At 58.4% G+C, this 13,068-nt stretch carries 10 protein-coding genes; 2 read left to right on the top strand and 8 right to left on the bottom strand.

Going from position 1 to position 13,068, the window contains the following annotated elements:
* Window positions 1-129: 129 nt before the first annotated feature.
* Window positions 130-2,514 carry an efflux RND transporter permease subunit gene (locus KGB21_RS28835; protein ID WP_034146457.1) on the bottom strand — a complete coding sequence of 795 codons (2,385 nt, stop codon included), beginning with the start codon at window positions 2,512-2,514 and terminating at the stop codon, window positions 130-132.
* 28 nt (window positions 2,515-2,542) lie between these two features.
* Window positions 2,543-3,595, bottom strand: coding sequence for a WD40/YVTN/BNR-like repeat-containing protein (locus KGB21_RS28830; RefSeq protein ID WP_223507498.1), 1,053 nt, complete (start codon window positions 3,593-3,595; stop codon window positions 2,543-2,545).
* A 361-nt stretch (window positions 3,596-3,956) separates the two neighbouring features.
* Here KGB21_RS28830 and KGB21_RS28825 point away from each other — a divergent pair, with 361 nt between their 5' ends.
* Window positions 3,957-5,258, top strand: a complete 1,302-nt coding sequence (locus KGB21_RS28825; RefSeq protein WP_223507497.1) for an ElyC/SanA/YdcF family protein — start codon at window positions 3,957-3,959, stop codon at window positions 5,256-5,258.
* A gap of 84 nt (window positions 5,259-5,342) precedes the next feature.
* Here the strand turns inward: KGB21_RS28825 and pepN are convergent, their stop codons facing one another.
* The 6 genes from pepN to KGB21_RS28795 are packed head-to-tail and all read right to left on the bottom strand — an operon-like array spanning window position 5,343 to window position 11,859.
* Window positions 5,343-8,000 carry an aminopeptidase N gene (pepN, locus tag KGB21_RS28820; RefSeq protein ID WP_223507496.1) on the bottom strand — a complete coding sequence of 886 codons (2,658 nt, stop codon included), beginning with the start codon at window positions 7,998-8,000 and terminating at the stop codon, window positions 5,343-5,345.
* A gap of 10 nt (window positions 8,001-8,010) precedes the next feature.
* Complete coding sequence (locus KGB21_RS28815; protein ID WP_223507495.1) at window positions 8,011-8,841, bottom strand: DUF2797 domain-containing protein; 831 nt, start codon at window positions 8,839-8,841, stop codon at window positions 8,011-8,013.
* The gene (locus KGB21_RS28810) at window positions 8,838-9,098 is read right to left on the bottom strand and encodes a YeaC family protein (protein ID WP_020799300.1); all 261 of its coding nucleotides are present in this window, start codon (window positions 9,096-9,098) and stop codon (window positions 8,838-8,840) included. The genes KGB21_RS28815 and KGB21_RS28810 overlap by 4 nt, the downstream gene beginning before the upstream one ends.
* Window positions 9,099-9,131: 33 nt before the next feature.
* Complete coding sequence (locus KGB21_RS28805; RefSeq protein ID WP_223507494.1) at window positions 9,132-10,001, bottom strand: rhomboid family intramembrane serine protease; 870 nt, start codon at window positions 9,999-10,001, stop codon at window positions 9,132-9,134.
* On the bottom strand, window positions 9,998-10,969 hold the full coding sequence (locus KGB21_RS28800; protein ID WP_223507493.1) for a metallophosphoesterase: 972 nt from the start codon (window positions 10,967-10,969) through the stop codon (window positions 9,998-10,000). Before KGB21_RS28800 ends, KGB21_RS28805 begins: the two co-directional genes overlap by 4 nt.
* Window positions 10,969-11,859 (bottom strand): NAD(+) kinase, encoded by an 891-nt coding sequence (locus KGB21_RS28795; protein WP_034146463.1) that lies wholly within the window; start codon window positions 11,857-11,859, stop codon window positions 10,969-10,971. The genes KGB21_RS28800 and KGB21_RS28795 overlap by 1 nt, the downstream gene beginning before the upstream one ends.
* Window positions 11,860-11,970: 111 nt before the next feature.
* Between KGB21_RS28795 and KGB21_RS28790 the strand changes: the two genes are divergently transcribed.
* Window positions 11,971-12,924 carry a DUF1853 family protein gene (locus tag KGB21_RS28790; protein ID WP_223507492.1) on the top strand — a complete coding sequence of 318 codons (954 nt, stop codon included), beginning with the start codon at window positions 11,971-11,973 and terminating at the stop codon, window positions 12,922-12,924.
* Window positions 12,925-13,068 lie beyond the last annotated feature (144 nt).

Below are 13,068 nucleotides of genomic sequence, written 5' to 3'. Positions count from 1 at the left end.
CGTGTCAGCCACATTGATGTTGACTGACACGTCATCGCCAGCAAGCCGGCTCCTACAACGGGTTTTGTTGATCTGCAGACATAAAAAAGCCGCAACCCTGAGGTTGCGGCTTTTTCATTTCAGCGTCGATCAGTGAGCAAACAGCGAATTGCCCTTCTGCCCCGCCAGTTTCTCCGGTTTGATCAGGAACCGCGCCAGTGCCGGCAACAGCCACAGTGCACCGAACATGTTCCAGAGCAGCATGAAGGTCAGCATCAGACCCATGTCAGCCTGGAACTTGATGGCCGAGAAGATCCAGGTGCACACGCCGATGGCCAGGCACAGGCCGGTGAACAATACGGCTTTACCGGTGGACTTCAGGGTCTGGTAATACGCCTCTTGCAACGGCAGTCCGGCACGCAGGAAACTTTCCAGTCGACTGTAGATGTAGATGCCGTAGTCCACGCCAATCCCCACCCCGAGCGCCACGACCGGCAGGGTCGCGACTTTCACGCCGATGCCCATGAACGCCATCAGGGCGTTGCCGAGCACCGAGGTCAGCACCAGCGGCAACACGATGCACAGGGTCGCCGCCCAGGAACGGAAGGTGATCATGCACATGACCGCGACGCAGATATACACCAGGATCAGGATGGTCAGTTCGGACTTCTTGATCACTTCGTTGGTGGCCGCCTCGATCCCCGCGTTACCGGCCGCCAGGATGAACTCCAGGTTCTCGGTGTTGTGTTCCTTGGCAAACGCCTGCACCGCATGCACCGCACGATCCAGGGTTTCGGCCTTGTGATCGTTAAGGAATACCAGCACCGGTGCCAATGAACAGCTGTTGTTGTACAGGCCATCGGCCCGGGCAATGGAGTTGTTCAGCACGTCAGGGTTACGCGACAGGGTTTCCCATTTCAGGTTGCCCTCGTTCATGCCCTTGATCATTTGCTTGGACACAGTCACCAGGGAAATCGCCGACTGCACGCCCTCGGTGTTCTGCATCTTCCACATCAGTTCGTCGATCGGCGCCATGGCTTCGTAGCGCGAGCAGCCTTCGGCCTTGGTCTTCACCATCACCACCAACACGTCGGAACTGGTGGAGTAGTTGCTGATGATGAAGTTGTTGTCCTTGTTGTAGCGCGAATCCGGACGAAGTTCCGGCGCACCCTGGTCGAGGTCACCGATTTTCAGGTTCTGGCTGTACCAGAGGCCGCCGCCGAAGGCGATCAGTGCCAACAGGATCGAAACCGGGGCGACTTTGGCGCTGGCAAAGTTCGACAGCAGGCGCCAGAACGGATGCTCGCGGGTCGCGTCTTTCTTGCTGCGGGCTACGGCGCGTTTGCTGATGCCGACATAGGAAATGGCTACCGGCAGCAGGATCAGGTTGGTGAACACGATCACCGCCACGCCGATGGACGCGCCGATGGCCAGCTCACGAATTACACCGATATCGATGATCAGCAGCGTGATGAAACCCACCGCGTCCGCGAGGATCGCGATCATCCCCGGCAGGAACAGTTGGCGGAACGTGCGCCGAGCCGCCGTCAGGGCGTTTTCCGCCTCGCTGGATTGCAGGGCGATACCGTTGATTTTCTGCACGCCGTGGGAGATACCGATGGCGAAGATCAGGAATGGCACCAGCATCGAGTATGGATCGAGCCCGAAGCCGAAGAAGTGCATCAACCCCAGCTGCCAGACCACCGCCACCAGCGTCGTACTCAACACGGCGACGGTACTGCGCAGGCAGTTGGTGAACCACAACAGGAGAATCAAGGTAATGACGAAAGCGATGCCGAAGAACATCACCACCATCACCAGGCCATCGATCAGGTCACCGACTTTCTTGGCGAAACCGACGATGTGGATCTTCACGTTGGGGTTCTGTTTCTCAAACTTGTCGCGGATCTTGTCTTCGAGTTCGTGGGAGAACTTGCGATAGTCCAGCGCCAGCAACTTGCCCTGGTCCTGCGGGTCCGGGTAGGACTCCAGCAACGGGATGTCGACGATGCTCGACTTGAAGTCGTTGGCCACCAGCCGCCCTACCTGACCGGACTTGAGCACGTTGTTGCGCAGCAGGTCGAGGCTGGCCTGGGAGCCGTTGTAGCTTTGCGGGATCACTTCACCACCGGCGAAGCCCTCCTCCGTCACTTCAGTCCAGCGAACGCTCGGACTCCACAACGACTTGAGGCCGGAACGGTCAACGCCGGAGATGTAGAACACCTCGTCGTTGATCTGGCGCAGGGTCTCCATGTACTCCTTGGAGAAAATGTCGCCGTCGGTGGCTTCAACCGAAATTCGCACGGTGTTGCCCAGGTTCGCCAGATCGTTGCGGTGCTCCATCATCTTTTGAATGAATGGATGCTCGAGCGGGATCATTTTTTCGAAACTGGTGGATGGCCGGATCAGCGTGGCCTGCCAGAACAGGAAAACACTGACCAGCAGGCAGATCGTGATCACTGCCGGACGGTTGTTGAAAATCAGGCGTTCAAGAAACGTCGCCTTGTCCTGATGATGAGTACTCAAGGAAGTCATAGCTCCGCCTTCTTATTATTAACCTGGCTCATTTGCCCAGCTCGGCGCCATTTGGCGAAGTGGCGCGAACGCCGCCCTGTCCAGCCAGAATCAGATTGCCATTGCCCGCGGCAACCACCGACGAGAGCGAGATACGATCCCGGCGGTTAAAGACGCTGAAGGTCTCGCCGTTGTCGCTGCTGCTGATCACCGAACCGCCGTTGCCGACGATCACAATCGAACCGTCATCAAGCAATGTGCCGCCGGACAAACCGAATTCCAGGTCACCGCGTTCAGCCTTGAGTTCGACCTGTTCCCAGGTGCTGCCGAAATCCGTGGAGCGGTAAAGATTGCCGCGCAGGCCATAGGCCAACAGCGTATTGGCTTGCGCAGTGCCGATCACACCGAACAGCGAACCTTCATAGGGACCTTCGAGCTTTTCCCAGGTCTGGCCCCAGTCGGCAGATCGGAACATGCTGCCCTGCTCGCCAACGATGAACAGGCCTGCATCCTTGACCGCCGTGATGGCGTTTAGGTGGAACTGGTCTTCGTTGTCGAGGCGGTCGCTGACGTCTTCCCAGTTCTTCCCGCCGTCGGTGGTGGCCATCAGCGCCCCGTAGGCGCCCACGGCAAAGCCGCTGTTGGCGTCCTGGAACCAGACGTCGAGCAGCGGCGATTCGCGTTTCAGATCTTCGAATTGCTTGGTCCAGGTGATACCGCCGTCCTCACTGGCGAGGATCTGCGCGTCATGACCGACGGCCCAGCCGTGCTTGTCATCGACAAAGAACACCGAGGTCAGCAGTTGCCGGGTTGGCACCTTGGCCTGGGTCCAGGTCGAACCCTGGTCGTCGGAATACAGAATGTGCCCACGATCCCCGACCGCCACCAGGCGCTTGCCGGCGTGCACGACATCCAGAACCAGGCTTTTGCTGGCCTTGGCCGATTCAACGGAATAAACAACGTCGGATGCCGGCGCGTCAGCGGCCAGCGCAGATGCCGACCACATGGCACAACCCACCAGCGAGAGCGCTGTAGCCAGCAACGCGAATTTGCGCAGTGCCGGCGGGCGGCAGATACCCACACCCATGACAGGCTCACTCATAGACCTTCCCCCATTATTATTGTTAGGTCGTTCAACCTTTCAGGGCGCCGTAAGGGTTGCTCTCGGGATCACCTGTTTCAGAGCATAGTCTTGAAACCCGCAATCCAGAGCCCCTTCGGAAGCTGGCTTATCCTATCGGTGTTTTTGAAGGGCTGACAATCGACGGCTCGTTATCTTTTGTTAACCAGAGGGAAAGCAACCAAGGCTGAATGTTGGGGTATTAGACCGGGTGATTCTGCGGGTCTGGCCTCCGACGAATTGTATGGCGCACTCGAACCCACGCCTGACGAGCGATTTTTGTCAGTCTGTGGGCCGCTGACTCCGTAGGGTGATCCAGAACATCCCACAAGGAGGACATGGCATGATCCCGTCGATAAGTTCCACCTCAATCAATCAAACATCGCAAAGCGATGCAGGCTCAACCGCCATCTCACAAAACCTCGAAAAGGTCTGCCAAGGCAAAGCCAGTCTGGAACTGTCAAAGGAAAACCGGCAGGTCGAGTTCTCGACATCAAAGGGCTTTATCAAGTTAGCCGGTTACTTCGACACTGTGCCAAGGTCCTACTCGCCCAACCATAACGCCCAAATACTGTCCTCCGATCAGATCAAGACCAATACGAGAAACAACCTCAACACCGCACAAACCATGCACAACCTGATCAAGGAAGGATACGAACTCGCCGAACAAAAACCGCCAGTCACTTCGCCGCCGATAGAGTTGGCCACGCGCATCCAGTCCTGTTTGAGCGAGGCAGCCAACGGTCGTCTGTCGATACTTGCCTCGCCGGTTGGTTTGACCGTTGAAAAAGGCAACGTCACATCAAACAACCTCCCCACCATCGGCATGTCTGACTGGCTACAGGGTCATGACAGGCCGGATTGCTACATCGTCCTGAACGGCAACAACGACGAAACCTACGTCTCGTTCATCGCTGATAAGCTCGCGGACAGCAAACATATCAACTTCATCACCAGCGGATTTGGTGGCCACGGCACGACCGATCGGCACGCCATCGCGACCAACAAAACCGAGGGAGACCGCTTTAAACAGTTGCTCATGGAAAAAGGCGTCGATCCAAAGCGTATTACTGTAGACCCGTTCTCGACCAACAGCGGCCAAAATGCGGTTAACGTCGCCGACATCATCAACCGTGACATTCAAGATGGAAAACCACTCAGTACGGTCATTGTCAGTGGCACACCTGCCGCGGTCTTTCGTCAAACCTATACTTATGCCCAGCAACTCAAGGTAAACACCGAGTCACCTTTTCAGATTGAATCCTTTCCGTTCTGTGACGAGGCTAAATACACAACGCTCGCCGATAATCTGGCCATTATTCGAGAGTTTTCCACCACACTGAATTACTTGTTCAATACCCCGTATCTGCCGAGTGATGCGGGCGTCTACCCCGATGCATTTTTTTCCTCGGCTCTGGAGTGCCTGGCGACGTTCGCCGATAAGCTGACTGCGGACCATCCGAAAGATGCGGTTGAACAAGCGTCAGTCGTCAGTGCTATTCGAATGATCGATCAACAGATGATTGAACGATTCAAGTCGGCGCAGTTGACCCCGCAAGACAAGATGGCCGTGCGCACCGTCGACGATTTCTTCAGGTCTCTCTTCAATCCGCTGGAACTCACTTTCAATCGCAGCACGGTGTAGCCATAAAAAGAACGCCCAAATCTTTCGATTTGGGCGTTCTCGTTTCGCGGACTTATCGTCCAGAGCAACTGTTAGCTGCCTATGTCAGGCCAAGCTTTTGCTCACCACCTCAAATACATCACTGGACAGTTGCCCCGAACCGCGAATTCGCTCCAGCTCACCCTTCATCAACGCCTGACGAGCGTCGTCATACTTGCGCCACCGAGTCAGCGGCGCCAGTTGGCGTGAGGCAATCTGCGGATTGAAGCCGTTCAGCTCAATCACCAGATCCGCCAGGAAGCGATACCCGGAGCCATCCGCCGCATGGAAGTTGATCAGGTTCTGCCCGGCGAACGCGCCGATCAGTGCCCGCACCTTGTTCGGGTTCTTGATGTTGAACGCGGGGTGCTGCATCAACGCCTTGACCCGCTCCAGACCACCCGGCAGCACGCTGCCGGCCTGGACGCTGAACCACTGGTCCATGACCAGCGGGTTGTCCTTGAAGTGCTCGGCGAAACTGGCCAGTGCCTTGGCTTTCTGCTCTTCGAACGGCGAGTTCACCAACACGGCGAGCGCAGTCAGGCGTTCGGTCATGTTGTCGCAAGTATCGAACTGCTCCAGCGTTGCCGCCAATACTTCCGGCTTGCCGCTGAGCATCAGGTACGACAGCGCAATGTTCTGCAATGCGCGACGGGCGAAGTGCTTGGCTTCGGCCACGTACGGGGTTTGCTTCGACAGGTCGCGGTTGGCTTGATAACGCAGCCACAAACCTTCGAACAGCGCATCGGCCAGTTGCTTGCGCGCAAACTCGCGGGCGCTGTGAATGGCATCGACGTCGGCCACTTCGCTGATTTCGGTCAGGTACGCTTCGCTTGGCAGCGAGAGCATTTCGGCGACCATTGCCTGGTCCAGCGACTCATCGGACAGCACAGTACGCAGGGCCGAAACCAGACGCTGATCCAGCACCAGCGCTTCGCCCTTCTGCTGCTGGGCGATCAGTTCTTGCAGCACCTGCACCGACAATTGCTGGCCAGCATCCCAACGGTTGAAACCGTCGCTGTCGTGTTGCATCAGGAACATCAATTGATCGCGGTTGTAAGGGAAGCTCAGTTTTACCGGCGCCGAGAAACCACGCAGCAACGACGGCAGCGGCTGTTCGGCGATGTCGACGAAAGTGAACGTCTGCTCGGCCTCGGTCACCGAGATCACTCGGGAAGTACCTTGCGCCGACGCTTCACCGGCAAGACGCAGGGCAACTTCACCGCCCTTGCTGTCCAGCAGACCCAATTCGACCGGAATCACGAACGGCAGTTTTTCAACTTTGTCCGGGGTTTCCGGGCAGCTCTGGCGGAACGTCAGGCTATAGGTTTTTGCCGCAGCGTCGTAGGACTCGCTCACCGCCAAACGCGGCGTGCCGGCCTGGCTGTACCAGCGTTTGAACTGGGTCAGGTCGACGCCATTGGCGTCTTCCATGGCCTTGATGAAATCATCGCAGGTCACGGCCTGACCGTCGTGCCGCTCAAAGTACAGGTCGCTGCCTTTGCGGAAGCCTTCGGCGCCGAGCAAGGTGTGGATCATGCCGACCACTTCCGAACCCTTTTCGTACACGGTAAGGGTGTAGAAGTTGGAAATCTCGATGAAACTGTCCGGGCGTACCGCGTGAGCCATCGGGCCCGCATCTTCGGCGAACTGGTGGGTACGCAGGTACGCCACGTCCTGAATGCGCTTGACCGTGGCCGAGTTCATGTCGGCGGAGAAACCGGAATCACGGAATACCGTGAAACCTTCCTTGAGCGACAACTGGAACCAGTCGCGGCAGGTCACGCGGTTGCCCGACCAGTTGTGGAAGTATTCGTGGGCGACAATCGCCTCGACCCGCTGGTGCGCGGCGTCGGTAGCGGTTTCGGCGCGGGCCAGCACGGCGCTGGAGTTGAAGATGTTGAGACCCTTGTTCTCCATCGCGCCCATGTTGAAGTCATTCACGGCAACGATCATGAAGATGTCCAGGTCGTACTCGCGACCGTAAACCTCTTCGTCCCAGCGCATGGATTTCTTCAGGCTGTTCATGGCGTGCTGGCATTTGTCGATGTTTTCCGGCTCGACATAAATGCGCAGCGCCACGGTGCGCTCGGTCATGGTGGTGAAGGTGTCTTCGACGCACCACAGATCGCCGGCCACCAGCGCGAACAGGTACGCCGGTTTCTTGAACGGGTCTTCCCAGGTCGCCCAATGCCGGCCGTCTTCGCCGGGACCGGAGGCAATCGGGTTGCCGTTGGACAGCAGCACCGGATAGCTGTGTTGCTCGGCGACCACCGTGGTGGTGAACGTGCTCATCACGTCCGGACGGTCGAGGTAATAGGTGATCTTGCGGAAGCCTTCGGCCTCGCACTGGGTGCAGAACATCGTGCCGGACTTGTACAGGCCTTCCAGCGCGGTGTTGGTTTCCGGGTGGATCTTGACGCTGGTATCGACCGTGAACGTGGTGCTGGTCGGATGCAGGGTCAGGTGATTCTCGGACAGCTGATACTGCGCTGGAGTCAATTCCTGATCGGCCAGAGTGACCGACAACAGTTCAAGCTGTTGGCCATCCAGCACCAGCGGCGGCAAGCCCGGGCCGCGCTCTGGGTTGCGGCGCATCACCAGTTGCGCATGGACCAGGCTGTGGTCCTCGAACAACTCGAAGGTCAGGTGCGTTTCGTCAATCAGGTACTCGGGCGCCTGATAGTCCTTGAGGTAGATCATCTTCGGTTGTTCGGTGCGCATGCTGGAGTCCTTACTGATGCACGGCGAGCTGATAAGCCGTGTATTTACGAATGTTGATCACGCCGGTATCGAAAATCAGGTATTGGCCCTTGATCCCCATCAGCGTGCCTTCGGCAATCGGATTCTTGTCCAGGTTGAAGCTGACGATTTTCGCCGGGTACTGCTCGACCGGAAAGCGGATTTCTAGCGGTTCGACGTCGGCAATGGTCTGGATTGCCTGTAGGCCGAATCGCTCCTGCAAACCTTGCAAGCCCTCAGCGCAGCTGTCGAACAACTGGTCACGGATCTGCGGCAGATCCACCGATACCGCGTCGCCCTTGAGCAAGGCACGCCAATTGGTCTTGTCCGCCACCTGGCTGCGGAACAGGTCTTCGACGAAGCCTGATTGCTGGCGGGTCGCGACGCGCATGATCGGCAACGCCTGACTGGCGCCCTGATCGATCCAGCGGGTCGGCAACTGGGTGGCGCGGGTGATCCCGACTTTTACCCCGGACGAATTCGACAGATAGACGATGTGATCCGTCATGCAGAACGTCTGGCCCCACTCCGGCTCGCGGCAGGTGCCGGCATCGAAATGGCAGCGTTCCGGGCTCATGATGCACACATCGCACTGGGCCAGTTTGGTCATGCACGGGTAGCAGTAACCCTGGCTGAAACTGGTTTTGGTCTTGCGTCCGCAATGGGTGCAGTGGATCGCCCCCAGGTATTCCAGACGTACCGTGGTGCCGATCAACGGATTGACCGGAACCTCGACGTCGCCCAGGCGAAATGCGTATTGCACATTCGGCCCGTCCAGGCGCGCCGACATTTTACTGATTGCACCGCGGCCAATCTCGATCAATGGATGGCATCCGACTTGAACAGGATATTCGGCACTTGAATCGACTTGGAGCTGCATTCCTGCGGGCCCATGTAGCCAGTACGCTCTTCCTCGGGAAGATTTTTGATTTCCCAGGCGATCATCGCTTGCAGCGACAGTTCGCGTTGCTCGGCGGTGAGTTTGCCACCGTCGGACCATTTACCGATTTCCACCGCCAGTTTCAGGCTCTGGTAAATATCCGGGGTGATGTTCTTGATCATTTCGTTAAAAGAGGACATTGAGTCTCCGGGCTCTTCAATTCACATAACTATTCAGGCGGCCAGTTTACGGCGGTTGTACAAACCACCCAACAAACCGGTCAAGCATCCGACGAGCAACCCGCTGACATGGGCCGCGTTGGCAATTTCACCGAAGCCGATCATCGAGACCAGCCCGGACAGGCATAGCAGCAGCCAGATCAGCATCATCGCCAATACCCCACGGGGCAGGCGATAAGCGGTATTCGGCGACAAAATCTGAAAGATCCAGCAGTGCCCGAGCAGGCCGTACAGCACCCCGGACAACCCGCCAAACAGGGTCGGGCCGCTGAAAACAAACTGGGCAAAATTGGAAACGAGGCTGAACAGCAAGGTCAAACCGATCAGGTTGACACTGCCCTGGCGCGATTCGATACGCCGTCCCAGCTCCCAGTACCACATGCCGTTCATGGCCAGGTGCAAGATACCGAAGTGGATCAGCATCGGCGTCACCAGTCGCCACCACTGCCCCGCCGCCAGGCTATCGGACAATGGCACGAAATGGATGTACTCACCGACGACGCGGTAATCAAGGAAGGTCAGCCAGCGCATCGTGTCGAGGTTGTCGCCCAACAGCGTCACTGCGCCGACGATAATGGTCAGCAGCAATACCAGTGTGGTCGCCTTGCCGTGCCGAACCTGCGAGGCGAAACTTGGCCGGCGTATCGGATGCGTCACGGGGATGTTCAGTTTTTCATCGGGGTCGCCCGCCGGAAAACGCTCGTACAATACGCGCACGTCTTCGCTGATGTTTGCCGGCACCCACAACACTTGCTCGCCTGCCTCTTCGCTGACCCGATGCGGTACCTGCATACGCTGCAGCAGTTTGACGAATCCGCTCAAATCCACCGCCAGCGGCAGACGCAATACGGCGATGGCACTCATTGCAGTACCTCCGGTCGCTCGACATCGACCCAGACAAATTTATGTGGATCAAGACGGCTTTCCTGATCCAGGCGGTAGGCGACCAGCTTGCCGTAAAGCACGGCGCTGTAATCCAGGCAGGCCAGGTTCGGGCGGATTGGCGCCGGTTTGCCACTGCGCCAGTAATGGCCGACGAACAGTAACGGCTCATCGACGCCATAGCGCAGCAAAGTGTTTTTCTCGGAAGACGTCAGTGGCGTACGGGCCACGGGGTCCGGCAAGGCGTCTGGCTGGAACACGATGTCTCCGTAGGTTTGCGGGTCGTCCTCCCAGAATTTGGTGCGGAAGAACGAACGCGTCAGGCCGTCGCCGCTGGTCATGGTCAGCCCATGGGGCAAGCGCATGTCGGTACCGCGCAGCAACCGGTCGAACACGGTGCAGGCAAAACTGCCCGGAATGGCCGACGACTGAAGGAAATGCTCGTCAACGCACCCATTGGGGAACAGTGCCCGCAGCGGCTCGATCAGGCCGGCATCCCAGCAGGCGTGCACCACGCGGAAACGCCCGGCATCGACGAATAACGGTAGCTCATAGAACCACTGTTGGAAGTCGTGCCAGTCACCCGGGTGGTTTTCGAACTGAGTCAGGGTTTCATGCAACAAACGGGCATGGCGCGGGGTGTGTTCACGCACGAATTGTTTGCCACTGCCGGGCAGTGCCGGTGTGGCCCAGCCCAACGCGTTGAATTCATGGTTGCCCATGATGCACAACGCCTGACCGGCCTCGACCATATCGTGGACAATGTGCAGCGCTTCGCGAATCCGCGGGCCGCGGTCGATGATGTCACCGACGAATACCGCCATGCGCAAGGCATGGCGCCAGACACCACCGTGTTTTTGATAACCGAGCCGGTCGAGCAAATGCTCAAGGGTCAGAGCGCAACCGTGCACGTCACCGATCAGGTCGTAGCTACGCGCGGGATCGAGCATCAGTCGCCTCCACCACCCAACTTGCTGCCCCAGCCGAGCTTGGTTCGGCAAACTTCATAGTAGTTGTGGTCGAGCGGGTGAATCAGCCGCAGCTTCTGGGCTTTTTTACTGACGGTGATGGTGTCACCGGGCGCGCAGGTGAAGTGGTTCTGCCCGTCACACGAGACTTGCGGGTAGATCTGCATATCCTTGGACACGACGATTTTCAGCTCACTGTTGCCATCGACCACAATCGGCCTACCCGACAAGGTATGGGGGTACATCGGCACAATCACAATAGCGTCGAGCTTGGGATGCATGATCGGGCCGCCCGCTGACAGCGCATAGGCGGTCGAACCGGTTGGCGTGGCAACGATCAGGCCGTCGGCCTTCTGGCTGCAGACGAACTGGCCGTCGATATACAGCTCGAACTCGATCATGCGGGTCGATTTGCCCGGGTGCAGCACCACGTCGTTCAGCGCATCGCCCTGACCAATGGCCTCGGCGTGGCGGCGGACTTCGGCCTGCAAGAGAAAACGGTTTTCAACCAGATAATGGCCGTCGAGCACTTCGGCGACTTTGACTTCCAGCTCATCAGGGCGGATATCGGTGAGAAACCCGAGGCTGCCCCGGTTGATACCAAGCACCGGAATATTGTGCTTGGCCAGCGCACGGGCCGCGCCAAGCAAACTGCCATCACCGCCCACGACAATGACCATGTCACAGACTTCACCGAGCATTTTGCGCGAGGAGGTTTGCAAACCATGGCCCGGGAGCACTTCGGCGATGGTGTCTTCGAGGATCACGTGCAGGTGACGATCGAGCAGAAAGCGCTTCAGTCGGCGGACGGTATCCAGCACCTGAGAGCTGCCCAGGCGACCGATGATGCCGATATTACGAAATTGCTCCATGGGGCCCCTAAGCTCTGCGACGGCGAAAAGCACGATTATGGGCGAAAGCGCGAGATAGACAAAATCCTTTCAGCCTCAAGGTGTGCTCGCGATTCGGGCTATGCTCGCAAGATGATCCTATTTCCAGATTTGCTGCAGTTACCCCACCAGTTGCGCCACCCCGAAGTGCGCGACCTGGCGTGGGTCATCCTGGCGCCGCCGATGCTCGGCGCCACGCCGTGGCCGCAACGTCATCCGCTGGCCGGCAGCGACTGGGTGCAGGCCCCGGAACGCCTGGAACACTGGCTGCGAAAACTCGATCGCGACAGCTATGGATTGCTGCACTGGCTGGCCCAGGCGCGTACCCGGCGCCTGGGTTTGTATTACGAACGCTTATGGCAATTCGCCGTGCAACACGCGCCCGGCATCGAGTTGATTGCCGCCAACATGCCGATCCGCCGCGAAGGCCACACGCTAGGCGAACTCGATATGCTACTGCGCGATCGCGACGGCGTGCATCACCTGGAGTTGGCGATCAAGCTTTACCTCGGCCCGCAGAACGGTGATGGACACGACACTGCCCAGTGGCTCGGCCCGGGTTGCCACGATCGGCTGGACCGAAAACTGGCGCACCTGAGCCAGCATCAACTGCCGATTTCCGCGCGCCCGGAGAGCCGCGAAGTGCTGGCGGCGCTGGATATCCAGCAGTTCAACGCCCATTTGTGGCTGGGTGGCTATCTACTCTATCCATGGCCGGGGCAGGCAGCCTCGCCCAATGGCGCGCACCCGCAGCACTTGCGCGGTCGCTGGCTGCATCAAAAGGATTGGCCGGAGTTTTCCGCGCAAAGTCCGCCCGGTCGTTGGCAACCCCTGCCCCGTCATGCCTGGCTCGCGCCGGCGCACTATCCTGCGGATCAAACCTGGAGCGCTGAACAGTTGGGTGCCTGGCTGAATGAACTGGAGCCGCTGGCACCGGCGCAATTGCTGGTGCGACTGACGGAAAATGCTCTGGGCGATTGGGAGGAAGCGGAACGATTGTTTCTGGTGGCGGATCTTTGGCCGAATGTGCCGGGGCAAGGCTCTTGAAAGATCGCAGCCTCCGGTGTAGTGGTTCAGTTTTTTTAAACCATCCCGTAGGAGGATTAAGCCGCCTGTTGCTCGAACAGCGCAGGCGGCAAGTGGTTCGAGGCGGAGTGGCAACGGCGATAGTTGTAATGCGAGATGAATTCC

This window comes from Pseudomonas sp. GL-RE-29 (assembly GCF_019947275.1).
GTDB classification, from domain to species: Bacteria; Pseudomonadota; Gammaproteobacteria; order Pseudomonadales; family Pseudomonadaceae; genus Aquipseudomonas; species Aquipseudomonas fluorescens_A.
Note: the sequence above shows the minus strand (reverse complement) of the source record. Positions and strands in the feature narration are given on the sequence as shown.

Bases quoted from the DNA above. Each gene is read 5' to 3' on its own strand.
- KGB21_RS28800 (WP_223507493.1), bottom strand. From the start codon at position 10,969: ATGCTCGATCCCGCGCGTAGCTACGACCTGATCGGTGACGTGCACGGT.
- KGB21_RS28825 (WP_223507497.1), top strand. From the start codon at position 3,957: ATGATCCCGTCGATAAGTTCCACCTCAATCAATCAAACATCGCAAAGC.
- KGB21_RS28830 (WP_223507498.1), bottom strand. From the start codon at position 3,595: ATGAGTGAGCCTGTCATGGGTGTGGGTATCTGCCGCCCGCCGGCACTG.
- KGB21_RS28790 (WP_223507492.1), top strand. From the start codon at position 11,971: ATGATCCTATTTCCAGATTTGCTGCAGTTACCCCACCAGTTGCGCCAC.
- KGB21_RS28795 (WP_034146463.1), bottom strand. From the start codon at position 11,859: ATGGAGCAATTTCGTAATATCGGCATCATCGGTCGCCTGGGCAGCTCT.
- KGB21_RS28835 (WP_034146457.1), bottom strand. From the start codon at position 2,514: ATGACTTCCTTGAGTACTCATCATCAGGACAAGGCGACGTTTCTTGAA.
- KGB21_RS28805 (WP_223507494.1), bottom strand. From the start codon at position 10,001: ATGAGTGCCATCGCCGTATTGCGTCTGCCGCTGGCGGTGGATTTGAGC.
- KGB21_RS28810 (WP_020799300.1), bottom strand. From the start codon at position 9,098: ATGTCCTCTTTTAACGAAATGATCAAGAACATCACCCCGGATATTTAC.
- pepN (WP_223507496.1), bottom strand. From the start codon at position 8,000: ATGCGCACCGAACAACCGAAGATGATCTACCTCAAGGACTATCAGGCG.